This is a genomic window from Streptomyces caniscabiei (assembly GCF_014930365.1).
GTDB lineage: Bacteria > Actinomycetota > Actinomycetes > Streptomycetales > Streptomycetaceae > Streptomyces > Streptomyces caniscabiei.
The window spans coordinates 225514-247232 of sequence record NZ_JABXWI010000010.1; the positions used below are offsets into that span (position 1 = coordinate 225514).

The window sequence follows — 21719 nt, forward strand, 5'->3', positions numbered from 1 at the left end:
TTCTCCGACCTGGGGGAGCACTGGGATGAGCGGGACCACGCGTAGTACGGACGAGGGCCACGGACGGCTCGGCAGCAAGCTGTCGGGACTGGCCGTGGCCCTCGGCTGTGTGCTCTTCCTGGGCGGTTTCCTCTGGGGCGCCGTCGCCTACGCGCCCTACACCGTGCCGACCGACTCGATGTCCCCCACCATCACCTCCGGCGACCGCATACTCGCCGAGCGTGTGGACGGCTCCGAGATCAAGCGCGGTGACGTCGTGGTCTTCCGGCAGGAGACCTGGGGCAACGCCCCCATGGTCAAGCGGGTCGTCGCGGTCGGCGGGGACACGGTCGCCTGCTGCACCGACGGCAAGCTGACCGTCAACGGCAAGCAGATCGACGAGGGGTACCTCCCCGCGGGCCAGCAGGCCGAGCTGACCGGCATCCCGGAGATCACCGTCCCCAAGGGCCGCCTGTTCCTCCTCGGTGACGAGCGCAGCGGCTCCCTGGACTCCACCGCCCACCTCACGGAGGCCGGCAACGGCACGGTGCCGCGCGGCCACGTGGACGCGCGCGTGGACGCCGTCGTCTGGCCCATGGACGGCATGCTGGCCCGCCCCACGGGCTTCGAGAAGCTGGGCGCGCTCTCCTCTCCCGGCCCGCTGCGACTGATCACCGCCGCGCTCGTCGTGGGCATGGTGCTCGTGCTGGGCGGCGCGGCCTACGGGCCCGTCGCCAAGCGGCTCGGCGGACGCGGCGGCCGTACGACGCGGTCGGAGCCGGCCGGTGTCGCCTGAGGACGCGGACGGGGGCACGTCCGGGGGCTCGTACGCGGACACCTACGAGGGTGGGCTGCGCAGGGTGGCCCGGGTGATCCTGCTGGATCCGCGGGACCGCATCCTGCTGCTGCACGGGCACGAGCCGGACGATCCGACCGACGACTGGTGGTTCACGCCCGGCGGCGGTGTGGAGGGCACGGAGACCCGCGAGGAGGCCGCCCTGCGGGAGCTGGAGGAGGAGACCGGGATCACGCACGTGGAACTCGGCCCCGTGCTCTGGCGGCGGAGGTGTTCCTTCCCCTTCGCCGGACGCCGCTGGGACCAGGACGAGTGGTACTACCTGGCCCGGACCCCCGATACGCACCGGGCGGCGCCCGTCGCGGCGGGTCTCACGGAGCTGGAACGGCGCAGTGTGGCCGGAGCACGCTGGTGGACGTGCGGGGAACTGGCCCGGACGCATGAGACGGTGTATCCGACCAGACTCGCCGAACTGCTTCGCACACTGCTCGACGAGGGTCCCCCCGCCAGACCCGTGGTCCTCGACACCGAAATTGTCTAGGGGCTCGCGGGACTGGCGCACAATGGTGGGATCGCACGGCTGAAGGGGAACATGCCATGAGCGCCGAGGACCTCGAGAAGTACGAGACCGAGATGGAGCTGAAGCTCTACCGGGAGTACCGCGATGTCGTCGGTCTGTTCAAATACGTGATCGAGACCGAGCGGCGTTTTTATCTCACCAACGACTACGAGATGCAGGTGCACTCGGTCCAGGGTGAGGTGTTCTTCGAGGTGTCGATGGCGGACGCCTGGGTGTGGGACATGTACCGGCCGGCCCGCTTCGTGAAGCAGGTACGGGTGCTCACGTTCAAGGACGTGAACATCGAGGAGCTGAACAAGAGCGATCTGGAGCTGCCGGGCAGCTGAGCCCGACGCGCGGGTGGGCCGGGCCGTCCTTCGTGTGGGTGACGAAGTTGTCCACAATCGGCTGCTTGTCCACCAAGATCCACTAGCGGGCTGAGCTGCCCTCAGTGTTGGCGCCGGAGGTGGTGCCGACATGAGCGAGGCACGAGACGGCGGCAACCGCGGCAACAACGCCCGGGGCGCGCTCGGCAAATACGGCGAGGAACTGGCCGCGCGGCGGCTGGTCGCGGCCGGGATGACGGTGCTGGAGCGCAACTGGCGCGGCGGCAGGACCGGTGAGATCGACATCGTGGCCCGGGACGGGGACGCGCTGGTCGTCTGCGAGGTGAAGACCCGCCGGGCCGGCCCGTTCGAACATCCCATGGCGGCCGTCACGACGACCAAGGCCGAACGACTGCGCGGCCTCGCGGAACGCTGGCTCCAGGAACACGGGGGCAGCCCGCCGGGCGGCGTCCGCATCGACGTCGTCGGGGTCGTCGTCCCCGACCGCGGCGCCCCCGTCGTGGAGCACGTGCGGGGGGTGGCGTGATGGGATTCGCCCGCACATGCTCCGTGGCCCTCGTCGGAGTCGAGGGAGTCGTCGTCGAGGTCCAGGCCGACCTGGAGCCGGGCGTGGCGGCGTTCACCCTGGTGGGCCTGCCGGACAAGAGCCTGACGGAGAGCAAGGACCGGGTCAGGGCGGCGGTGGTCAATTCGGGCGCCGAGTGGCCGCAGAAGAAGTTGACGGTGGGGCTCAGCCCGGCGTCGGTGCCGAAGGCGGGCAGTGGTTTCGACCTAGCGAAACCGAGACAAGAGCCGTTCTAGCGTGTCACGCTGAGCCATGCCCATCGACCCGCCCGGCATCCCCACCCGCGCCATCATCTACTGCCGCATCAGCCGAGACCGCGAAGGCGCCGGCCTCGGCGTCGACCGCCAACGAGAAGACTGCGAAGCCCTCGCCAAACAGCTCGGCATCGAAGTCGTCGCCATCCACACAGACAACGATCTCAGCGCCTACAGCGGCAAGCCGCGCCCCGGCTACCTGCAACTCCTTGACGACCTCCGTGCGGGTCGCGCAGACACCGTCCTGGCCTGGCACACCGACCGCCTCCACCGCTCGCCCGCGGAGCTGGAGGAGTACATCGACGTGTGCGAGCCGCGGCGTGTGCAGACCCGCACCGTGAAGGCCGGGCATCTCGACCTCACCACCGCCACCGGCCGGATGATCGCCCGGCAACTCGGTGTGCAGGCCCGCTACGAGGTCGAGCGGATGATCGAGCGGCAGAAACGCAAGCGGGACGAGATGGCCGAGCACGGCAAGTTCTTCGGCGGCCGCCGACCCTTCGGGTTCGAATCCGACGGCGTCACTCCCCGCGCGCTCATCTGCCTCGGCTGCGCCCGCGACGCCCCGGACGACTTCACCATCGTCATCACCTGCCAGGAGTGCGGTACGGCAGGCGGCATCCAGGGATGGGCCTGCACCCGCTGCAAGGCATCGAACGGCCGGCACGTGTGGGCGGAGTGCAAGCGCTGCTCTACGCCGGCCAGCATGGTCGACGGCAGCGAGTTCCATCGCATCCGCGAGGCAGCGGAATCCGTCCTTGCCGGGGCGTCGCTCCGGTCGATCGCCGCCGAGTGGAACGCCATGGAGCCGCCCGTCCTGACGAGCACAGGCGGGGGCTGGGAGGGCCCGGAGGTCGGCGGGATGCTCCGGCGCCCCCGTAACGCTGGAATCCTCGTACACCGGCGCCAGGAGGCCGGGCCGGGCAACTGGCCCGCCCCGCTCGACGAGGCGACCTGGCGGAGCTTGGTGGCGCTTCTCGATGATCCGTCGAGGCGGACGACGCCCGGCAACGAGCGGAAGTACCTCGGGTCGGGCCTCTATGTGTGTGGGGTGTGTTCGTCCACGATGCGGTGCGGCACCAGCAACCGGCGGGCCGACAAGAAGTACTTCGCCGCCTACAACTGCCGGGTGAGCAAGCACGTGGTGCGGAAGGCTGAGCCTCTCGACCAGTATGTGGTGTACCTGCTCATGGAGCGGGTCTCGCGGCCGGACGCGGCTGATCTGCTGGCGGCCCGCGAGGATCCGGTTGACGTGCGGGGTGTGCAGAGCGACCTGCGTGAGGCCCGGCTGATGCTCGACCAGTTGGCGCAGGAGCTGGGTGCGGGGCAGATGGGTCTTCAGGAGTGGCGGGTGGCGTCGGCGGCTGCCCGTGCCAGGAAGGAACGCGCGGAGGAGAGCCTGTCGCGTGCGGTCGAGGCCAACCCTGTGGCCGGGCTGGTGGGCGCCGAGGATCCGTATGCCGTGTGGGAGACGTTGAGCCTGTCTCGCAAGCGGGCGGCGATCGACTTTGCGATGACGGTCACGGTGCACCCGGCCCGGCGGGGCCGACTTCCCGGTGGGGTGTACTTCGACACGGAGTCGATCCAGATCGACTGGAAGTGACAGCACCCCCAGCCCGTCGGCTGGGGGTGCTGGGGCCGGGCCGCCGACGCCTGGGGGGCAATCAGCGGCCGGCCGTCTGGTGGGGGCGCATTCACACCCTTGGTTTCCTCTTTACCGTGAACAAGCATCGTGACCATCGTTCACCGGTTCGGGTGACACATCTCCTCATGGCGTGCACGTCTTGCACATGATCCACAAATGTACGTTCGACGATACAGACACCCGATGTTGATCACGCCAGCGTGGGCAGGATGCCATCCGCCCCACCGCCCGACCGGGTCCTCGAACGACGCCGGGCCATCGGCGACCACATCCGCGCCGCCCGCCTTGCCTCTGGCCTCACCCAGGAGAAGCTTGCCGACCTATCCGGCATGGACCGGCAGTCCATCAACCGCATCGAGCAGGGGCACCAGGCGGCCATCATCGACAACCTGATCCGTATCTCCGACGCTCTCGGCGTGCCGCTGGCGGATCTGGTGCGGTGACCCGCAGTCGGCTCGGGGGTGGCCGGACTGCGGGTCACCTGTCGCCCCCACGGCACGGGGCGACACCTGCGGGCGGGCCGATGTCCGTGGCGCCCACCGGCAGGGGCTCAGGGGGCTACTCCCGCCACGTGACGCCCGCGGTGGCCGTCACCGTCTGGCGGCCGGTGTAGTAGTCGACGTGCTCGGCGTCGGCGTGAGGCTGCCGGGTGCAGAACGCGTTCCCAGCGGGGTGTTCCCGCCAGCAGTAGCCTGCTGCCCTGCCTGCTGACCGTGCCGCCTGGCTCGCGCGTTCCGCCGGACCTCGGGCGGTCATGCGGTCACCTCCGCCTGCTCGACTGCCAGCGCGGCCCGCCCGTCCCGTATCAGCCGCTGCACAGCCTCCGGCCGGCACAGGTCGCCCTCGCGCCGAGGCCGGACGATCCAGTACGTGCCGGGCGGCTGGACGCGCTGGATCCGGGGCACGCCGAGGTGTACGCCGTCGCCGAGACAGGGCGTGTCCTCGCCGCCGTCCCATACGACGCCTGCGTGCCACTGGATGAGCGCGTAGTACGGGCGTCCGATGGCGAGGCTGTCGTGGATGACGGGCCCGTCGAGGCGGAACTCCAGCTCGGCGGTGATGGCCTTCATGTCTGTGGTGCCGACGGCGGCGGTGACGAGGCTGCCGGGGAGGCGTACGGCGGAGTAGCGGCGGCCGAGGGGGAGGAGGGCGACGCCGTGTTTGGTCCACTCGTTGTGGGCGGTTTCGGGGTGGTCATGGGCGCGGGCGAGCCACGTGGTGATGTAGCGGTCGAGCACGTCCTTATCCATCGCTGACATCACGCTCCACGGTCCCGGTGATCTGTCTCACACGAGGACCGTAAGGCGGGCCCCACCCGACCGCCGACCGGAATCCGGTCGCACCCTCAAGCCGCCAGCAGCCCCATCTCCACCGCCAAGTCCGAAGCCCGTCGCCGCCGTTCGGCCTGCGTCGACTCCACCTCTTCGAGGATGATGGCGCGGGCGTAGCCGTTGTAGCGGATCGTGTCCGGGGCCGCCCGGTGCGCCTTCTCCAGCGTCGCAATCGCGACGTCGGGCTGCCCGTCCAGCTGGTAGCCGCGCGCCTCCTCGATGCGGTGGCGGGCCCGGCGCGGCCGGGACGGGATCGTGGCCTCGTCCGCGCGGGCCGCCTGCCGTACAGACTCCCCGCCCTGGTGGAGTTCCACCGCCACGGTCACGGCGTGAGCGCCCATGATGGCCCGCGAGAAGCTCGTGATCGGGTGGTAGTAGTCCGCAGGCAGGCGGGCCGCCATGGCCCTGGCCTTGTCCCAATGTCCCCACGCCACGCCCGTATCGCGGCGCCGAGCCGCGGTGTACCCGAGCTCGAACTGCAGCGCGCCGGCGATCGCCAGCACGTCATCGTCGGCTTCGGGCAGGAGCGGCTCCAGGAAGCGGAGCGCTTCCAGGTTGATGGCGTCGGCGGCGTCGAAGTGGTGGCGGCCGGAGTCGCGGTGCGCCTGTGCCAGCAGCCAGGCGGCTACGCCGATGGCGTGCGGGTCCGCGGAGTCCTGGGCTGCGACCATGCCGCGCTCAGCGACGCGCCACAGCAGTGCACTGTCGGGCTGGTAGGCGATGAAGAACTGGCTCAGGCTGTACGTCTGCGCGAGGAGGGCCTGAGCGCGCCGGCGTTCGTTGCTGGTGTCGGCGTGCCGGACGAGGGCTTGGGCGTCACGGACGAGGTCGGGCAGCAGCTTCCCGATGGCTTCGCGGTGGTTTTTCGCCGCGTGCCGGGCCTTCCATGCGGCGTGCAGTCGGGCCTCAAGGTGGGCGACGGGTGGTGGTTCGACGCTGGAGGACAGTTGGAACGAGTCGATCGCGGCTTTCACCTCTGCGAGGCGGGGGTGGCCGGGGCCGATGAATAGATCAACGTGCATGTCGGGGTGGCCTGTCAGGTCGGCGAGGTCACGGACCCGTAGGGCCTCGGCGATCAGCATCACCCGTTCGAGGTCGGGGGCTTTCTGCTGCCCGTTCTCGATTTTGCGGAGGGTGTGGGGTGAGACGCCGATGAGGTCGGCGAGTTGCGCTTGGGTCATTCCCCGGCGCTCGCGGAGGATCTGCACCCGTTGGCCGAAGCGCAGCGGGTCAGCGTACGGGTCGGGGGTAGCATCGGTAGGCACGGTCTCGCCCCTCTCTGAACAGCTTCGTCACTGTCAGGGTATGGGGCGGGGCCTTTTTCGTGGGCGGCCATGCGTGTTTCGCGGGCTCGCTCGATAGGCTGACAGCATGTCCCCCAACCCTTCCGCCTCTGGTGGCGTGCGCTCTGCTGCGGCCGTGAACGCCGAGATTCGGGCGTTGTGGCGGGACCCTGCTGTGCGGCTGACGGATGAGCAGCGGCGGGAGTATGAGCGGCTGTGCGTGGAGTGGGCGGACGCGCGACGGGCCGAGGTCGTGGAGGCGGCGTAGATGCGCCGAAGCCCCGCGTGGTGGCGGGGCTTCGGTTTCCTGCGGGCGGGGCGGCAGGGTCCGCGTTCAGGCCGTAGTGCGGCAGCCTCGCCGGATCTCGCCCCGTAGGGTCGGACCGGCTCCCATCCCTGGACGCCCCTGCTATTTATGTGGGAGTCCTTCGGCGCGAGCGCCTGCGTAGAGTGTAGCGGTGGTGCCCCGGCTGCTTTCCTCAGCCGGGGCACCACCACGTTCGGTCCGGTCAACGGGTGAAGTAACCCTCGACCCAGCCGCGCAGTTCCTTGACCGCGTCGCGCTTCTGGGCGATCGCCTCGGTGCTGTAGTCGTTGCCCCGGCTGATGATCCAGCCGGAGAAGTCGGCGCCCTCGCGCTTGTAGTGCCGGGTGGCCTCGGCGATCTGAACGACCTCGTAGGGCACCTCCTCCGCGAAGGAGCGGAGGATGTTGTCCAGAGCGGTCTTCGGGTCGATGGCCGGGTCGGAGCACCACACGGCGGTGACGAAGTTGCCCTCGTCGACGTACTGCACGTTCTCGGCGTTGAACGGGCGGCGGGTCGCCTTCGCGATCCGGTGGACGTCGCGCTCGTGCCAGTTGGCCCGGCGCAGGCAGGCGGTGCGGCCCAGCCTGCGGGACTTGCCACCCACGAAGACGTCTTCGGCGAACGGGTTGTGGCCCGTGATCTCGACGGTGACCGTCTTGTCGGTGACCTTGGTGACCGTGCCGGAGAGGTGCAAGATGTCGCCGCTGCCGCCGAAGCCGTTGTCCCGCCGGGAGAAGCTGAGGGCGTCACCCTCGTGGACGTCCTGGAAGGCGACGGGCAGCTTGGCCGATTCCTGGTTCTCGGTCATCACGCTCACTTGATCTCCCTGTTCGGCGCTTGTTTCTGTACCTACAGAATGACGGCACGCGGACCCCTTGTCAAGCGAGTCGCGCAGATGGATGCTAGTTTCTGTACCTACAGACCCGAGGGGGAATCATGGCAAGGCCAGCCACCGGAAAGACAAAGCTGCGGAACATCCGCGTGCCCGACGAGCTCTGGGCCGCAGCCATGGAAGAGGCGAAGGCGGAAGGGCGCACGCTCACCGACGTCATCGTCAGCGACCTGCACCGTTACGTGAACCGACGCCGCCGCGAACGGGGCGCGCTCGACGAGCCCGCAGACTGACCCGCGCCTACGCGTACACCCTGCGGTGCGGATCCAACGCACCCTCCGCCTGCGGACCAGACGGCTCCTCAGGCTCCGGCGCCCCGTCCTTCCGACAGACGAGCGCATCCGCATCCCACGACGGCGCCTGCAAGGAGTACCCCTCCGGACACGACTGCCCATCCACGCCGTCGGCACCATCCGCGCCCGGCTCACCCCGCTCACCCTGAGGCCCAGCCGGACCCGGCTCACCCTGGGGACCTGGTGGACCAGCAGGACCAGCCGGACCCGAAGCGCCGACAGGACCGGGCTCCCCAGCCGATCCGTCAGTCCCATCGACGCCGTCTCTACCGGTCTTCCCGGGACTCCCCGACGGGCCCGGATCACCCGGCTCACCATCAACCCCCGGCACGCCCTGAGGACCAGGCGGACCCGTCGCCCCCACACCAGGCTCGCCAGGCTCCCCCCGCAACCCAGGCGGACCAGCCACCGGCGTACCGCCCAACTCCTGCACCTGCCGCGCCAGAGCATCCCGATCCTGCGCCAAGCCCTGCACCCACAACGCAACCAGCACAAACCCCGCCAACACCAACACCGCGAACACCGCGAACTTCGCGTCCTCCCGCCGATGCCGCTGCACCTGACTCGCATGCCCCGCCGTCATGACCCGGCCCCCTGGCTGGTGAGATACAGCGTCAGCAGCAGCATCAGCACCGGAGCGATCAGCGCCGAAAAGATCAGCCTGCGGTCAGAGGCCCGCCGGTCAGCGGCCTTCTGCTCCGCCTCCTGCTTCTCCCGCGCCTCCCTGTCCCGCGCGTCCTCAATCGCCCTGATCCGCTCCGTCATCAGCCGCTCGCGTTCGGCGGCGGCTTCCTTCTCGTACTGGTAGCGCTCGATGGAGACCTTGCTGTCGAGCCGCCCGGCGACGTCACGGAAGTCGTCCTTGAGGTCCTGGTGCACGGCCTCAAGACGCCGTACGACCTCGCCGAGGGTCGGCTCGTCTGGCATCCGCCCCTCCGATCACCGTGCCCCGCCAACGGGCAGTCTGGCATCCGAGACCGCGCGGCCGTTCCGTCCCGGATGCCGTTTGACACCTGACTGCATAATGAATTTCAGCCGACCGGCCAACTGAATGGACATCCGCCATGCAGCAAACCGCACGCCGCCCCGGACGCCCCCGCAGCCCGGAAGTCATCGCCCGCGACGAACGCATCTACCAGCTCATCGCTGACGGCACCGCATCCCGCAGCGCACTCGCCACCGCCACCGGCCTCGACCGGCCCACCATCGCCCTGTCCGTGCAGCGACTGAAGAAGGCCGGACGTATCCGGCAGTGCCTCGACCGTGGGGCGATCGTCTGGTCCGTCGCCGACAACACCCCCTGCCCGTGACCGGGTGGCCGGTCGGGGACATCGAGAAGCGCATCCTCGACGCTGTCAGTGCCGAAGGCACCGCGTGGCAGACCGGCGCGCCGTGCGCCACCGCAGACTTCGACTTCATCCCCGACGTCGAAACCGAGGAGGGCGTGAACGAGGCGCAGCGCTGGTGCCGCACCTGCGACGTCCGCACCCAATGTCTTGCGTGGGCCATGCTCCACGGCGCCGAAGGCTACTGGGGTGGCACCACCACCTACCAGCGCAAGCAGCTGATCCGCGTGCGCACCCGCGCCAAGTGCCCGCTCTGCCTGTCCACCGCGCTCGTCTACGACGACCCGCACGAACTTTGCCTGGCCTGCGGGATCTCCTGGATCCGCGATGTCCGTGAGGAACCGATCGTCGCTACACCGCTACCGCAGACAGCGGCGTAGAAAGGAGCCCAGCATGTTCCCTTGGTGCCTACACAAACACCACGACGAATGGCACGACGTCACGCGCTTCATGGACCAGGTCCGCGTCTACCTGGCCTTGTGCGGAGGCATCCGGTGTGAGCCCCGAGACTGACGCCAGCTAAGCCGGGACCGCCGTGCGCGGCGTAGCCCGCTGCATCTCGTACGCCCTGGCCCAAGCCTCCTGCCAACGCCACGCGTTGTCCCGCAGACGCAGCTGCCCGGCGACCGCCCGGCCCGTGTTGCTCAACTCCTGCCGCAGCGCGGCCGACTCCCGCAGCCGCTTCAACTCCCGGTACCAGGCGCGGGGACGGTCGGCCAGCACGCCGGCGCCGAGGTTGTGCAGCCGCTGATACTCGGCGCGCGGTGACGCGACCCACGGGACGCCCGTCGCGCTCATCTCCAGCGGCTTCAACCAGGACTTGGCCCGGTTGAACTTCGTGTCGGCCAGCGGCGCGATCCCGATCCCCAGCGACGCGACCGCGCGCGGCCACTCCTCGATCGGCACCGCCCCGCCCGGCGGGTCCGCCGCCAGGCCGAACGCCCGCCCGGCGCCCGTGCTGTCGCCGCGCATCACAAACGACGCGCCCTCGTCGACGAGCCGAGCGACCGCCCCGCCGACGGACTCGGGGTCGTTGGGGTGGGAGTGGTAGGAGCCGGGCCAGCCGATCGTGTCCGAGTCCACCCGCGGCAGCCCGTAGTACATGTCGGGCAGGTAGTTCGGCAGGACGTGTCCGCGCCCGTGCCGGGCGTACACGTCCAGCAGTGCCGGCGTCGAGACGGTCACGAGGCTGGCGGTGCGGCATGCCAGCGCGACGTTGTGCCAGGAGTGCAGTCCGGCGCCGGGACGGTGAACGGCCCATGCTGGGTTGGACGGGTGGATGGAGGACAGGTCGTCGTCGACGTCGACCACGACCGTAATGCCCTTGGCGCGCATCACCCCCACGGCCTGGGCCATGTAGGCGTGGGTGACGCGTTGGAGGACGACGACGTCTGCGTCGACGTCCAGGACGTCGCGGACCGTGTGGCCCTCCATGACGACCCGAATCCTGCGGTCCTTGGGCTCGACCACCTGTACGTCGTGCCCGGCCGCGGCGCAGGCTTCGCCGGGCCAGCGCATGCGGAAGGAGCCGCAGCCGAAGGCGTCGGCCGGGTACACGATGACCTTCACTCGCTGGTCTCCGCCGTCTTGCGCGGGGAGCGGCGCGTCCTCGGTGCCTCCGCAGAGGCGGTCTCCGTCCCGTTCTCCAGTTTGGCCAGGCGTGCGGTGAGGTCGGCGACCTGCTTCTCCAGCTCGGCCACCCTGTCCGTGCCGCCTGCCGCCGCCATCTCGACGCTGGGCGACTTGATGCTGTCAAGGAGGGCTGCGGCTTCCTCGCGGGCGAGGTGGCGGATGCGTCCATCGAGGGCGCTCATACGGTCGGCTCCTTCGGCTTGTTGGGGATCGCCCAGGTGAAGCCGAGCGCCACCAGGACCGCGGTCAGCGCGGTCCATCCCTCGGCAGCGGTCACGACATCGTCGGTGACGGCGGCGCCCAGGGACCCCGCTCCGGCGGCGAGCGCGGCGACGACGGCCTTGGCGTACTTCGAGATCTTCATGAGGGTCCTCACTTCTTCGGGAGCTTGAGGGTCTGGCCCGGCGTGATCTCGTCCGGGTCGGCCAGAGAGTTGAGAGCCGCGATGTCCCGCCACCGATTTCCGTCGCCGAGCGCGCTGGCCGCGATCGACCAGAGGGTGTCGCCCGCACGCACGGTGTACGTGACCGTCGGGGTGAGCCGGTCGTGGACCCGGGCCCGCATGCTGGCCATGGTGAACCCGCGGGGGTCGACCTTGCCGGGCTGCCATTCGAGGTGGCCGATCACCGAGCGTTCGTTCCAGCCGTGGTGGCGGCAGATCGCGGCCGACACCTTCTCGATCGCTTCGAGCTGGGCCTCGGGCCAGGGGTCCTCGCCGTCACCGAGGTTCTCGCACTCGAAGCCGTAGAAGTGGCGGTTGCCGTCGGTGTTCGCCTCGTTGTCGGCGGGCAGCGCCTTCTCGTCGATGACGGCCTTCAGGACGTCGTCGTCGCCGAGGCCGGCGTGGTTGGCGCGGCCGTAGCCGATCAGGTGGACGCGGCCGTCCTTGGTGATGACGCCGTGGCACAGCGGCCCGGGCAAGCCCTCGTATCCGTTGCGGCAGATCGCGACTGTGCGGGCCGAGCCGGAGGTGACGGTGTGGTGGATCATCACGCCGTGCACGGGCCCCCACGGGCCGATGTGGTTGCGGTTGTGGTCCTCCCAGTCGCCGACCTCGACGACGGTCACACCCTCGTCGCGGAGGATCTGGGCGAACACGGACGGTCTTGGGGGAACGGCCATGGTCATGTCCCTTCTACGGGGTGTTCGACGTCAGCGATGATGACCTTGAACTCGGCGAGCGTGACCGTCTGCGCAGACGAGGCGTTGTGGCGCACCATCAAGCCGAGCGGGGTGGTGGGCTTCACAAAGAGCCCCCACGTCTTCGCCCGGTACTGGCCGCCTGGGTTGGCGACGTGGTCCTCGGTGCACGTGGAGTCGTAGCCCGTGGCTACCCCCAGCGGATCGCGTACGACTCGCGACCGGACCTCGGTGTAGCCGCCAGCCCCCCAGTAGACGAGGCCATGCACGGTGCCCCATCCGTTCTTCGAGGGCCAGATCAACCCGGCCCGGTCATCGGTGCGCCAGTCGGTGATCTGGTAGCCGTCGGGCTGCGCCATCTGGTGCATGCCCCACGCGTCGTACGACTCGCCACCGCCGAACGGGAACTTCAGCAGGTGGTAATCGTTCCCGGCCGGGATGGTCTGAGACTCGGGGCAGATCAGCGAGCAGATGCGCACACCCATGTAGATCTCCTAGTCAGAGGGGGAAGACGGCGATGCGTCGGGAGGAGAACGTGCCCGTGCCCGAGCTCACCCGGTACTTCGCCGTGAACGTGTTGACACCCGGCGTCAGAGAACCCGACATGTGCAGCACCGTTGTGCCCGCCACCAGCCCAGTGCCCGCGACACCGAAGATGCCGATGCCCCGGTTGTCCGCCGCAGCGACAGCCCCGGCCCCGGAGATGTCGTAGGCCATCCGGGATGAGCCCGTACCGGAGTTGGAGAGGGTGGCGTGCACGACGACGACAGCGGCCACCCCGGTAGTCACGGTCACCGACGGGCCGACGAGTGCGGGGGCGTCGAGGTCTGTGAAGCTGGTGGAGGTGGTGGTTCCGGATCCCGTGTCGAGCAGGCCGATGGGGTTGCGTTCGATGATGCTGTTGGCGCCGTCCACAGCGAAGTAGCCGCCCGCCGTTGCGGCCTTCGCCGGTCCGGTCTCGTTCAGGTTGTCCCGCACGAACTGGTTGAACTGGGCTGCGGTGAACACCGATCCGGAGACCGCGGTCATGGGTGCCGTCCAGGCCATGTCGTTCCCCCTTTAGAGCGGCATCACGCTGATGCGGCGGTCTGCGAACGTGCCGGTCCCCGAGGACACCCGGTACTTCATCGTGAACGTGTTGGAGCCGGGGGTGAGGGCCAGACCTCCCACATGCAGCACGGAGGTGCCCGCGCCGACAGTGGCGCCCGCGGCACCGATCACGTTGATCGACCGGTTCAAGGCGGGGGCAATGCTGGAGGCGCCGGTGACTTCCACCCCCGCGTAGGCGGATCCGGCGCCGGAGTTTCCTACCTGGCAGTGGGTGAGGACGAGGGCGTACGGGCCGGTGTCAACGGTGACAGACGGTCCGATGGTGGCCAGATCGGTGAATGACGTTGACGTGGTCGTCTCCGAGGTGAGGACACCGACACCGTTCGGGGTGCGTTCAGCGATGCTGTTGACGCCGTCGGCCACGAAGTAGGAGCCGGCCGAGGTGGCTTTCGCGGGCGCGGTTTCGTTGAGGTTGTCGCGGACGTACTGGTTGAACTGGGCGGCCGTGAAGGTGGAGTTGGCGACCGCTGTCATCGGCGCTGACCAGGCCACCTACATCGCCTCCTCGGCCTCGTAGCGGCGCGCCTCTTCCAGCAGGTCGGCCGGTGTCTGCCCGTGCGGCAGACCCAAGCGGACGGCCTCCATATGCCCGTCGGGATACCAGTTCCGCGTGCCCGGAACCGGCCGCTCCAGGAGCACGGCCCAGATCTCGTCCGCGTCCGTCGGCCAGTCGATGGGGGCGACCATCTGGCAGCCGCCTTCGCCGGCGCAGTGGAAGGTGCCCTGCCGGGGGGTGAGGCGTACGGCGTTGGCGCAGTAGCGGCGGGGGCAGTCGGCGATCCAGCGGCCGTGGTTGACCCGGGCGCGGGCGCGGGCGGCGAGGAGTGGGGCCATGAGGGGGACGGTAGGCACCCACGCCCGAAGATCATTCCGGGGTCAGGTGCCGAACCGTCCGAAGTCGAACTGGCCCTGGGTGGCGTGGTCGAAGATGAACACGTTCTCGGGGTTGTCGGCTGCTGTCGGGTCGAACACGCCGTCATCGAACCCGGCGCCCGCCACGTCGAACGTGAACGGGTTGTCGGGCACGACCACACCGGACCGCTCGCAGCCGAACGTCGCATAGTGCACCGGGCCCGGACAGTCGTCCTCGGGCGCCATCCGGGCCAGCGTGTGGCTGATGTTCTCGATGTAGAAGTCGCTGTACAGGCCGAGCTCGCCGTGGCGGATCGTGATCAGGTCGGAGATCTGCCGTTCCACGATCTGCAGATGATGTGCCAGGTCCGAGGACACGATCCGCAGCGACACCGTCGGTCTGCGCTCTGAGTAGGCGGCGAGCAGCAGCTGCGCTACGGCCAAGGCGTCGTTCGTCCCCGCCCACGGCGCTTCCTCGGGGTAGGTGCGCTGGCCGTGCCGGGCGATCGACGTGGAATCCGTGGCACCGACCTGCACGGTACGGACGACGGGCACGGAGCGGGCACGCAGCCGCAGGTAGGTGATGGTGAGGGAACCGCCCGCGGCGGTGATCGTGATCGCGGTGGACTGGCCTGAGCGGCGGGACAGCAGCACGGAGGGGATGCCGGCGCCGCTGTAGATGATGTCGGTGCCGTCAGCAATGTCTTGGGCGTCGAGGAAGGGGTCGCTGGCTTGGACGTCGACGGTGATGGACTGGCCGATGGCCAGGGAGATCGTGGCGGTTGATTCCCAGACGGCGGACAGGGCGGCGTCGGGGTGGCGTTCCTCGACGGGGAAGACGACGTCGTTGACGATGTCGCGCCAGCCGTGGCTGTACTCGAACGGCTCGATGAAGTCGAAGGCCACAGGGGTCTCCTAGGAGAGGGCGAACCACCAGGCCTTGAAGTCCAGGCTGGCGGAGGAGAGGGTGACCGATGCCGGTGGTGTGGTCTGGCTGGTGCCGGACGTGAGGGAGCGTCCGCCCGCGGCGGCGGTGACGCCGATGTTGAGGGTGGAGGTGGATACGCCGTGGCCGCGCAGGAACTGCGGGGGCGTGGTGCCGTTGGCCAGCAGGGCGGCGTAATAGGTTCCGGCGGTCAGCGCGTACGGCCCTGAGGCGAGAGCCATCGTCTTGGCTCCGGCGCCGGTCCATGAGGCTGACTGGTCTGCGGTGATTGCGATCCTGGTGCCGGTGGAGGTGTAGAGGGCGCCGAAGTTCTGGCCTGCGGTGAGGGTGGCGCCGCCGGTGGTGACGCTGGTGATGAGGTTGGTGACGGTGCTGTCCTCGGGGAGTTTGATCCGCGAGAGGTACAGCACCCCGGCGGTGAGGATGGTGCCGCCTTGGGTGAGGGCCGGGTCCATCGTCCAGGTGAGCAGGTTGTGATCGGCCGGGCGGAACAGGGCGTAGGACTCGATCTGGTCCTGTAGGTCTTGCAGGGCGGCGTTCAGTGGCACGTCCCAGTCGCGGGTTCCGGCAGTGATGGGGGTGAACGTCACGGTCTATCCTCCGTATCCGCAGTCGCCGTAGCCGCCTTGGCCGAAGCCGTCGGTGTCGCAGCACTCTTCAGGGGTGCGGGTCTGACTGAACATGGCTTGTGAGGTCAGGGAGGCTGCGCGGAGCAGCCGGTGGTGGCGGTCGCGGTAGACGAAGGTGCCGTCGGGGGCGACGTACGCGATCGATGGCGGTCCTTCGGAGGCGAGGAGTTCGGCGAGGAGGTCGAAGGCGTCCTGCTGGCTGGCCCACCACCACGGCACGTGCGTGGCGCCGAGGTCGAGGTCTCGGGGCGCGGTCCAGCCGATCGCGTCGAGGATGACGCCGACGAGGGTGCCGGTGCGCTGCGCTTCGTACAGTTCGGTGCTGATTTTCGCGCCCCGTAGGAGGGCGAGTCCGTCGAGGCCGGTGATGACGGCAGAGCGATCGCCGCGGTCGGTGCGGATGTCGAAGAGATCGACGCGGCCTGTCATCAGCGGGTAGAGGACGTTGTCGATGACCTCTTCGACCTTAATGGGTGCGGCGGGTGCGATGTCGTCGGCGATGGGGCTGTCGGGGTTTTCGGGTGAGTAGATCCGGTCTGCGTTGCACAGAGTGAAGCCCAGCGTTCCGACGGCGGGCGGGGACAGGGCGCGGGCTTGGTCGCGGCCGTACTGGAAGGTGACGGGCCCGGAGGCGAGGACGTCTTCGGTGACGTTCTCGGCGGTGTCGTCGTAGTCGCCGTCGTTGTTCCAGTCGACGGCGACGGTGTACCCGTCGGGCAGCGTGGGTGCGATGTTGAAGTTGTCGAACTCGGCGTACGCGCCCGTCGGTGAGCCGGTCACGACAGGGCTGGCGTGCGCCAGGAGCTGCACCTGAAGGTCGTTGTCCGACACCCACGACGGAGCAGAATCGGAGTGCCGGCTTGTCCACGTGCGGCCGTCTGGCGCGGTCTCCCAGTGCAGGGTGCCGGCGTCCTCGCGGATGCGGATCCAGGCGTGCTGGGTGGGGTCGTAGGGGATGGTGGCGCCGCCTTCGTCGACGAAGTCGACGTGGACGGTCATGAGGACGAGGCTGGTGACGGCGTCGATCTGGAACACGATCTGTGTGCCGTCGACGTTGGACACGATGAGGAGCTGGCAGTACGCCTCGATCATGCCGGTGCCCGGGGGTGGGAACGCCTGCACGAACGCGTAGGAGGCTTCGAGGCGGTAGATGGGCTCAGACGCGTACGCGGCGAGCCCGGTGTCGGCGGGTACGCGCGCGCGGCCGCCGGTCTCCGTGGGCAGTCCGCCGGGCCCGGTGTTGTAGTTGTCGGGCCACTTCACCGAGTCGACGATGTTGTCGTCGAAGTCGTCCGTCAGGTCCGCGAACACGGCCGTGGACGGGGTGATGTTGAAGCTCTCGAACTCGGCGAAGTCCACCACGCCTGCGTCGCGGTGAGCGAGCAACTGGATTTGGATATCGGTGTCCGACACCCAGGCGGGGGCTGCGGTGGTGCGCTGGTTGGTCCAGTTGATGCCGTCGGCGGACGTGTCGAAGAACAGCGTTCCGCCGCCCTCGCGGATGCGCACCCAGGCGTGGTTGGTGGTGCTGTAGATGAGGGTGACGGCGCCTGCGTCGGCGAAGCCGGTGCGGCTGGCGAAGGTGATGGTGCCGGTGGCGGCGTTCACTTCGATGACGGCGTCGGTGCCGGAGGTGCTGGAGGCGACCAGGAGTTGCGCCCATGCCTCGGAGGCTGCGCCGCCGTCGGCGGGCGGGAAGATACGGACGCGGGCCGTGCTGTCTTGAAGGGTGTAGATGGTGTCGGAGGAGTAGGCGGCGAAGCCGGTGTCGCAGGGGACGCGGGCGCGGCCCCCGGTTTCGGTGGGCAGCCCGGAGGCGCCGGTGTTGTAGTTGTTGGGCCACTTGACGGTGTCGACGGTGTTGTCGTTGAAGGAGTCGCGGAGTTCCCCGGTCAGCGGCATCTCAGGCCGCCCTCAGTGACTTGGGGAGGCGGCCGGTTCGGTCGAGGTTGACGAGGGCGCGGGCGAGGAAGTTCTCCGCCTCCATCCGGGAGCCGATCACCCCGTGGTTGGTCAGGTTCACCGTGACGTTCAGCGTGGCGCCTGCAGCCGGCACGCCTGCAGTGCGGACCGCCCCAACTCCCAGGGCCGGCATGCCGGTGCCGCCGAGTCCGGTCGGCAGCATGGTGGGCGCGCCTGCGGTGACGGCCTGGGCGACACGGGCCATGGCCTGGTCGACGGCGGGCACCATGCGGGTGATGCCGCCTTCGAGTCCGAGGACGGTCATGCGGCCGACGGATGCCATCACTCGGCTCGGGGACTTGATGCCGAGCGCTTTGCGGATCGCTTTCTGCATGCCCTTCGCTATGGACAGCATGAGCTTCTCGATGTTCTTCTGCTGGGCTTTCAGGCCGGTGAGGAAGCCTTGCCCGGCCTTCTTTCCGGAGTCGTACAGCAGGTCGGCGCCCTGCTTGCCCAGCTTGCTGGAAGCGGAGCCGATCTGGGACTGCAGCTTGTTGAACCGCTTGATGGTGGCCTGGTCCGCCCCGGCCAGCGACGCCGCGAACTGGGATCCGGCCTCCGGTCCCATCTCCAGGATCTGCCGCAGCAGATCCTTCGACAGGCCCTTCTTCTGCAGCTTGGTGATGTTTGTGGTGAAGGCTTTGATCTGAGCGAGAGACGCTTTCATCTGCTTCTCGACCGAGCGCGGTGCGAAGAAGTCCTCCGAGATGATCGACGAGAGGCTGCCGGTGGCGCGGGCTTTCGACGTGAGGTCCGTTGCGAACTTCTGCGCGTCGGCGATCCGCTTGGCGATCGAGTCCCGCTGCCCGGCCAGGGACTGTAGGCGCCGGTTGCCTGACTGCACCAGGGTGACGAGCCGGTCGTCGACGCGGGTGCGCCGCCCTCGGAAAGCCTTGGTGATGGAGGCGGCCATCTTTTCGGCTGTGGATTTGATCTGTGCTTCGGTGCCGGTGAGGCCCTTGATGAAACCGCGGCCGGTGTCACGTCCGATCTCCGCGAACACCTTCGATGGGGAGGAGATGCCGAGGAGGGACTTGGCTCCTTCGACGGCTCCGTCGACGACTCCCTTGGCTGCGGAGACGAGGGATCCGGCCATGGACTTGACGCCGTTGATCATGCCTTGGATGACGTTGCGGCCGACGCTGTAGAGGATGCTGCCCGCGTTGCCGAGGGCGCCCTTGATCCGGCCGGGGATGGTGCGGGCCGTGCTCACGACGCGGCTCGCTCCGGAGGTGACCGCGGAGCGGAAGCGGTTGAAAGCTGCGGTGGCGACGGAGGCGATCATCCCGCCGAGTGCGGACAGGGCGGCACGGGCCCGTCCGGGGATGCCGCGTACGAATCCGATGGCGGTGCTGGCGCCGGAGACGATCGCGGCGCGGAAGCGGGAGAGGGCGGTGGTGGCGATACGGGCGATGCCTCCGGCGAGGGAGGCGAGGGCGGAGAAGGCCATGCTGGGCAGGCGGGTGAACCAGCTGACGATCCCGTTGATCATGTCGGGGATGATGCTGTTGCCGATGAGGATGTTGTAGAGCCAGGTGAAGCGGTCGACGACGCCTTGGACGATGGACCAGACGACGCTGCCGATCCGCGACAGGGTGCCGGTGAAGTGGGCGACGACGCCGCTGACCAGCGCTTTCAGCGAGGTCCAGGCTGCGGAGAAGTCGCCGCGCAGCAGGTCCGTCACGAGCCGCAGCGTGGGCATGACCAGGTTGGTCAGGGTGGAGGCGAGTTGCCCGGCGAGTGCGGACGCCAGTGCGACGACGACGTTGATCACGGGCTGTATGGCGGGAAGCAAGGCGCCCATGAGTTGGGTGCTGAGCCCGGCGACCATGCTGATCAACGGGGCGGCTTGCGCCATGAGTTGACCGACAGAAGTGCCCAAACTGACAAAAGTTGGGGCAAGTTTGACAAGCATGCCGCCGAGGAGCTGGATCCCCATGACGAGCTGCCCGGCCAGCATGTCTGCCAACGGGCCGATGATCGCGGGCAGTTGAGCGAGGATCGGGGCGAGCGTCGCCTGAAGGGTCTTGCTCAAAGTCTGGACAACTGGGGCAAGTGCAGCGAAAACGGTCTGCGCGGCGTCCAGGATCGGGATCAAGGCAGGCAGGAGACTCGCCGCTAGTTTCCCAACGACGGGCAGCAAAGGTGACGCAGCCTTGACAAGTACCCCGACGGCGGCAGCCGCCGACTGAAGCACAGGACCGAGCCCGACGATGATCGGTGAAAGCCCAGCACCCAAAGACTTGATCAAGGTCGTGGCCGGCCCCTGCAAAGTCGTGAAAATCGGGCCGATCGCGGCCAGCGCCTGACTGAGTAGCGGCCCCGCAGTCCGCGCCAAGGTGGCCATCACCTGGGAGACGGCGCTGATCGCAGACTGGAAACCCTCCGTCGCCGTCGCGGCCCGAAGCGTCCCCGTGATCTCCTTCAGCGTGCCGACCAGGCCACCGCCGGCCGCCTGCACCGGGCGCATGACGTTGCCGAGGATCCCGAACACGTTCTCGGCGACCTGGCCCAGATCGGCCAGCACATCGGCCGCCGCGTTGACCTCGCCGGTCAGTTTCCCGCTCTGGAACGACGTCGAGATTTTCTCGCTGATCCGGTCGACCGTGCGGGTGATCGCAGAGGTGAAGCGGTCGAAGGCAGGCGCTCCGGCTGCGGCCAACTGGCCGAGCGAGGTGACGATACGGGCGGGTGCGGTCGCCAGGTTGAGCAGGCCCTTGTTGGCGCCCTTCATGGCCTTGCCGAGAGTGCCGTCCTCTGCCAGTGCGCCAGCCGACCCGGCGGCCTCTACCGCCATCGTCCGCAGCGTCGTCGCGGTGGTCTTCAGGTTCTTCTGCAGCGTCGGCCCGGCGGAGGCAGCGAGCTGCTTCAGGACGTCGTCTAGGCCGGTGAAGAGCCGCTCCTGAATGGACTGCTGGAACTCCCGCAGGCCCGGAGCCATCGACCGGACTTCGGTAGCGAACGCGCGCGCCGACGGCGACAGCTTCTTCAGAGCCTCGTCGAACTTCTTCGCCCCGGCCGCACTGCTGTCGAACGCGGCCGTGACAGCGTCCTCCACGCCGACCATGCCGAGCCGGATCGCGGCTTGCGCCTGCGTGATCGCGAGCATGCTGGTGACGGCCACAGCCCCGGCCGGCGCGACGTTCTCCAGCGTGGTGACGATTCCCGCCAGGAGCGGCGCGGCGGTTCCGGCTGCCGCGCCGATGGCGCCGACGCCGATGCCTACTTTCCCGAGAATTCCGGCGGCGGTGCCTGCTGCGTTGGCAATTCCTCTCAGGCTGAGGGTGAAGCGGTTGCCGTTGACGGCTGTGCGGGTGAGGGTCTGGTTGATGGTGTTGCCGCTGGCGACGAAGCGGCCGTTGACGTCGCGGAGTCGGCCGTTGACGTCCCGGGTGAACTGGTTGAGGGCGTTGGTGGCGGGCCCGGTGTTGATGGTGAGGGTGGGCGTGTTGTTGGTGACGGTCCGGTTGATGAGAGCGGATTCGGAGACGAACCGGCCGCGCACGTCACGCAGGCGTCCTTGGGCGTCGCGCGAGAAGCGGGCGAGGGCACGCGTTGCCGGGTCGGTGTCGCCGTCGACGCGGATGGTTGCATTGCCGACGAGGTCGTCGCCTGCGGGGGTGCTCATGTGAGGTTCACCCCCATGGACTGGAGGAAGGACTGGCTGGCGTCTTCGGCGTTGTCCCACCACCAGGGCGCTTTGGGGTCACGGTTGGTGTCCGCCGGTTTGGGTTCGCTTCCGGGGAGGGGCCAGTTGCGCACGCCGAGTTGCCCGTCGAACCGCTGTCGGGCCCGGTCGGGGTTCTCGTTGTCCCGGACGGGGAGCCGGGTGAGCATCTCGGCGTAGATCC

28 protein-coding genes and 1 pseudogene are annotated in these 21719 nt (G+C 68.8%); 11 read left to right on the forward strand and 18 right to left on the reverse strand.

Annotated elements, in window-relative coordinates; all coding sequences use genetic code 11:
• Positions 1–25 precede the first annotated feature (25 nt).
• The 7 genes and pseudogenes from lepB to HW837_RS27310 all read left to right on the forward strand — a co-directional run bounded on the left by lepB (position 26) and on the right by HW837_RS27310 (position 4588).
• Positions 26–775 (forward strand): signal peptidase I, encoded by a 750-nt coding sequence (lepB, locus tag HW837_RS27280; RefSeq protein WP_045561455.1) that lies wholly within the window; start codon positions 26–28, stop codon positions 773–775.
• Positions 765–1316, forward strand: a complete 552-nt coding sequence (locus tag HW837_RS27285; RefSeq protein ID WP_093790213.1) for an NUDIX hydrolase — start codon at positions 765–767, stop codon at positions 1314–1316. Before lepB ends, HW837_RS27285 begins: the two co-directional genes overlap by 11 nt.
• 56 nt (positions 1317–1372) lie before the next feature.
• Complete coding sequence (locus HW837_RS27290) at positions 1373–1681, forward strand: DUF2469 domain-containing protein (RefSeq protein WP_005311352.1); 309 nt, start codon at positions 1373–1375, stop codon at positions 1679–1681.
• Positions 1682–1811: 130 nt separating this feature from the next.
• A complete protein-coding gene (locus tag HW837_RS27295; RefSeq protein ID WP_045561453.1) occupies positions 1812–2207 on the forward strand; it encodes a YraN family protein in 396 nt (131 codons plus the stop codon).
• Positions 2207–2458 (forward strand): annotated as a pseudogene (locus HW837_RS27300) (magnesium chelatase domain-containing protein); the annotation flags it as partial. The gene HW837_RS27295 and the pseudogene HW837_RS27300, both read left to right, overlap by 1 nt.
• A gap of 40 nt (positions 2459–2498) precedes the next feature.
• Positions 2499–4103 carry a recombinase family protein gene (locus tag HW837_RS49675; protein ID WP_193383461.1) on the forward strand — a complete coding sequence of 535 codons (1605 nt, stop codon included), beginning with the start codon at positions 2499–2501 and terminating at the stop codon, positions 4101–4103.
• A 251-nt stretch (positions 4104–4354) separates the two neighbouring features.
• Positions 4355–4588, forward strand: a complete 234-nt coding sequence (locus tag HW837_RS27310) for a helix-turn-helix domain-containing protein (RefSeq protein WP_193382542.1) — start codon at positions 4355–4357, stop codon at positions 4586–4588.
• 115 nt (positions 4589–4703) lie between these two features.
• On the opposite strand, the gene HW837_RS27315 is transcribed toward HW837_RS27310, so the two are convergent.
• From HW837_RS27315 to HW837_RS27325, 3 genes are all read right to left on the reverse strand, one after another.
• Complete coding sequence (locus HW837_RS27315; RefSeq protein WP_193382543.1) at positions 4704–4901, reverse strand: hypothetical protein; 198 nt, start codon at positions 4899–4901, stop codon at positions 4704–4706.
• Entirely contained in the window at positions 4898–5404 is a 507-nt protein-coding gene (locus tag HW837_RS27320) for a hypothetical protein (protein ID WP_193382544.1), read from the reverse strand. The genes HW837_RS27315 and HW837_RS27320 overlap by 4 nt, the downstream gene beginning before the upstream one ends.
• A gap of 86 nt (positions 5405–5490) precedes the next feature.
• Positions 5491–6741, reverse strand: coding sequence for a helix-turn-helix domain-containing protein (locus tag HW837_RS27325; RefSeq protein WP_193382545.1), 1251 nt, complete (start codon positions 6739–6741; stop codon positions 5491–5493).
• Between the two features lie 154 nt (positions 6742–6895).
• Here HW837_RS27325 and HW837_RS27330 point away from each other — a divergent pair, with 154 nt between their 5' ends.
• A complete protein-coding gene (locus tag HW837_RS27330; RefSeq protein ID WP_313895542.1) occupies positions 6896–7027 on the forward strand; it encodes a hypothetical protein in 132 nt (43 codons plus the stop codon).
• 241 nt (positions 7028–7268) lie between these two features.
• On the opposite strand, the gene HW837_RS27335 is transcribed toward HW837_RS27330, so the two are convergent.
• Positions 7269–7883, reverse strand: coding sequence for a hypothetical protein (locus tag HW837_RS27335; protein WP_193382547.1), 615 nt, complete (start codon positions 7881–7883; stop codon positions 7269–7271).
• Positions 7884–8002: 119 nt separating this feature from the next.
• Here HW837_RS27335 and HW837_RS27340 point away from each other — a divergent pair, with 119 nt between their 5' ends.
• A complete protein-coding gene (locus HW837_RS27340) occupies positions 8003–8191 on the forward strand; it encodes a hypothetical protein (protein ID WP_193382548.1) in 189 nt (62 codons plus the stop codon).
• Positions 8192–8830: 639 nt separating this feature from the next.
• On the opposite strand, the gene HW837_RS27350 is transcribed toward HW837_RS27340, so the two are convergent.
• Complete coding sequence (locus HW837_RS27350) at positions 8831–9178, reverse strand: hypothetical protein (protein WP_193382550.1); 348 nt, start codon at positions 9176–9178, stop codon at positions 8831–8833.
• 137 nt (positions 9179–9315) lie between these two features.
• Between HW837_RS27350 and HW837_RS27355 the strand changes: the two genes are divergently transcribed.
• A complete protein-coding gene (locus tag HW837_RS27355) occupies positions 9316–9561 on the forward strand; it encodes a winged helix-turn-helix transcriptional regulator (RefSeq protein ID WP_193382551.1) in 246 nt (81 codons plus the stop codon).
• Positions 9558–9977, forward strand: coding sequence for a WhiB family transcriptional regulator (locus HW837_RS27360; protein WP_193382552.1), 420 nt, complete (start codon positions 9558–9560; stop codon positions 9975–9977). Before HW837_RS27355 ends, HW837_RS27360 begins: the two co-directional genes overlap by 4 nt.
• A 139-nt stretch (positions 9978–10116) precedes the next feature.
• Here HW837_RS27360 and HW837_RS27365 read toward each other — a convergent pair whose 3' ends face one another.
• Genes HW837_RS27365 through HW837_RS27425 form a run of 13 tightly spaced genes read right to left on the reverse strand, consistent with a single transcriptional unit; the run spans position 10117 to position 21705 of the window.
• On the reverse strand, positions 10117–11166 hold the full coding sequence (locus tag HW837_RS27365) for a glycosyltransferase family protein (RefSeq protein WP_193382553.1): 1050 nt from the start codon (positions 11164–11166) through the stop codon (positions 10117–10119).
• Positions 11163–11411 carry a hypothetical protein gene (locus tag HW837_RS27370; RefSeq protein WP_193382554.1) on the reverse strand — a complete coding sequence of 83 codons (249 nt, stop codon included), beginning with the start codon at positions 11409–11411 and terminating at the stop codon, positions 11163–11165. The genes HW837_RS27365 and HW837_RS27370 overlap by 4 nt, the downstream gene beginning before the upstream one ends.
• A complete protein-coding gene (locus HW837_RS27375) occupies positions 11408–11593 on the reverse strand; it encodes a hypothetical protein (RefSeq protein WP_193382555.1) in 186 nt (61 codons plus the stop codon). Before HW837_RS27375 ends, HW837_RS27370 begins: the two co-directional genes overlap by 4 nt.
• A gap of 8 nt (positions 11594–11601) precedes the next feature.
• Complete coding sequence (locus tag HW837_RS27380) at positions 11602–12351, reverse strand: LysM peptidoglycan-binding domain-containing protein (protein ID WP_193382556.1); 750 nt, start codon at positions 12349–12351, stop codon at positions 11602–11604.
• Between the two features lie 2 nt (positions 12352–12353).
• Positions 12354–12854 carry a hypothetical protein gene (locus tag HW837_RS27385; RefSeq protein WP_193382557.1) on the reverse strand — a complete coding sequence of 167 codons (501 nt, stop codon included), beginning with the start codon at positions 12852–12854 and terminating at the stop codon, positions 12354–12356.
• Positions 12855–12867: 13 nt separating this feature from the next.
• The gene (locus tag HW837_RS27390) at positions 12868–13416 is read right to left on the reverse strand and encodes a hypothetical protein (protein WP_193382558.1); all 549 of its coding nucleotides are present in this window, start codon (positions 13414–13416) and stop codon (positions 12868–12870) included.
• A 12-nt stretch (positions 13417–13428) separates the two neighbouring features.
• Positions 13429–13971 carry a hypothetical protein gene (locus HW837_RS27395; protein ID WP_193382559.1) on the reverse strand — a complete coding sequence of 181 codons (543 nt, stop codon included), beginning with the start codon at positions 13969–13971 and terminating at the stop codon, positions 13429–13431.
• Positions 13972–14313: a hypothetical protein gene (locus HW837_RS27400; protein WP_193382560.1), complete on the reverse strand. Its 342-nt coding sequence runs from the start codon at positions 14311–14313 to the stop codon at positions 13972–13974.
• Positions 14314–14355: 42 nt separating this feature from the next.
• The gene (locus HW837_RS27405; protein WP_193382561.1) at positions 14356–15237 is read right to left on the reverse strand and encodes a hypothetical protein; all 882 of its coding nucleotides are present in this window, start codon (positions 15235–15237) and stop codon (positions 14356–14358) included.
• 9 nt (positions 15238–15246) lie between these two features.
• Positions 15247–15867, reverse strand: a complete 621-nt coding sequence (locus HW837_RS27410) for a hypothetical protein (RefSeq protein WP_193382562.1) — start codon at positions 15865–15867, stop codon at positions 15247–15249.
• Between the two features lie 3 nt (positions 15868–15870).
• Positions 15871–17808, reverse strand: a complete 1938-nt coding sequence (locus HW837_RS27415; RefSeq protein WP_193382563.1) for a hypothetical protein — start codon at positions 17806–17808, stop codon at positions 15871–15873.
• 1 nt (position 17809) lies between these two features.
• Positions 17810–21496 carry a phage tail protein gene (locus tag HW837_RS27420; protein ID WP_193383462.1) on the reverse strand — a complete coding sequence of 1229 codons (3687 nt, stop codon included), beginning with the start codon at positions 21494–21496 and terminating at the stop codon, positions 17810–17812.
• Positions 21493–21705, reverse strand: coding sequence for a hypothetical protein (locus HW837_RS27425; RefSeq protein ID WP_193382565.1), 213 nt, complete (start codon positions 21703–21705; stop codon positions 21493–21495). Before HW837_RS27425 ends, HW837_RS27420 begins: the two co-directional genes overlap by 4 nt.
• Positions 21706–21719 lie beyond the last annotated feature (14 nt).

Bases quoted from the DNA above. Each gene is read 5' to 3' on its own strand.
- lepB (WP_045561455.1), top strand. From the start codon at position 26: ATGAGCGGGACCACGCGTAGTACGGACGAGGGCCACGGACGGCTCGGC.
- HW837_RS27290 (WP_005311352.1), top strand. From the start codon at position 1,373: ATGAGCGCCGAGGACCTCGAGAAGTACGAGACCGAGATGGAGCTGAAG.
- HW837_RS27295 (WP_045561453.1), top strand. From the start codon at position 1,812: ATGAGCGAGGCACGAGACGGCGGCAACCGCGGCAACAACGCCCGGGGC.
- HW837_RS49675 (WP_193383461.1), top strand. From the start codon at position 2,499: ATGCCCATCGACCCGCCCGGCATCCCCACCCGCGCCATCATCTACTGC.
- HW837_RS27310 (WP_193382542.1), top strand. From the start codon at position 4,355: ATGCCATCCGCCCCACCGCCCGACCGGGTCCTCGAACGACGCCGGGCC.
- HW837_RS27315 (WP_193382543.1), bottom strand. From the start codon at position 4,901: ATGACCGCCCGAGGTCCGGCGGAACGCGCGAGCCAGGCGGCACGGTCA.
- HW837_RS27320 (WP_193382544.1), bottom strand. From the start codon at position 5,404: ATGTCAGCGATGGATAAGGACGTGCTCGACCGCTACATCACCACGTGG.
- HW837_RS27340 (WP_193382548.1), top strand. From the start codon at position 8,003: ATGGCAAGGCCAGCCACCGGAAAGACAAAGCTGCGGAACATCCGCGTG.
- HW837_RS27350 (WP_193382550.1), bottom strand. From the start codon at position 9,178: ATGCCAGACGAGCCGACCCTCGGCGAGGTCGTACGGCGTCTTGAGGCC.
- HW837_RS27355 (WP_193382551.1), top strand. From the start codon at position 9,316: ATGCAGCAAACCGCACGCCGCCCCGGACGCCCCCGCAGCCCGGAAGTC.
- HW837_RS27370 (WP_193382554.1), bottom strand. From the start codon at position 11,411: ATGAGCGCCCTCGATGGACGCATCCGCCACCTCGCCCGCGAGGAAGCC.
- HW837_RS27375 (WP_193382555.1), bottom strand. From the start codon at position 11,593: ATGAAGATCTCGAAGTACGCCAAGGCCGTCGTCGCCGCGCTCGCCGCC.
- HW837_RS27380 (WP_193382556.1), bottom strand. From the start codon at position 12,351: ATGGCCGTTCCCCCAAGACCGTCCGTGTTCGCCCAGATCCTCCGCGAC.
- HW837_RS27385 (WP_193382557.1), bottom strand. From the start codon at position 12,854: ATGGGTGTGCGCATCTGCTCGCTGATCTGCCCCGAGTCTCAGACCATC.
- HW837_RS27390 (WP_193382558.1), bottom strand. From the start codon at position 13,416: ATGGCCTGGACGGCACCCATGACCGCGGTCTCCGGATCGGTGTTCACC.
- HW837_RS27400 (WP_193382560.1), bottom strand. From the start codon at position 14,313: ATGGCCCCACTCCTCGCCGCCCGCGCCCGCGCCCGGGTCAACCACGGC.
- HW837_RS27415 (WP_193382563.1), bottom strand. From the start codon at position 17,808: ATGCCGCTGACCGGGGAACTCCGCGACTCCTTCAACGACAACACCGTC.
- HW837_RS27420 (WP_193383462.1), bottom strand. From the start codon at position 21,496: ATGAGCACCCCCGCAGGCGACGACCTCGTCGGCAATGCAACCATCCGC.
- HW837_RS27425 (WP_193382565.1), bottom strand. From the start codon at position 21,705: ATGCTCACCCGGCTCCCCGTCCGGGACAACGAGAACCCCGACCGGGCC.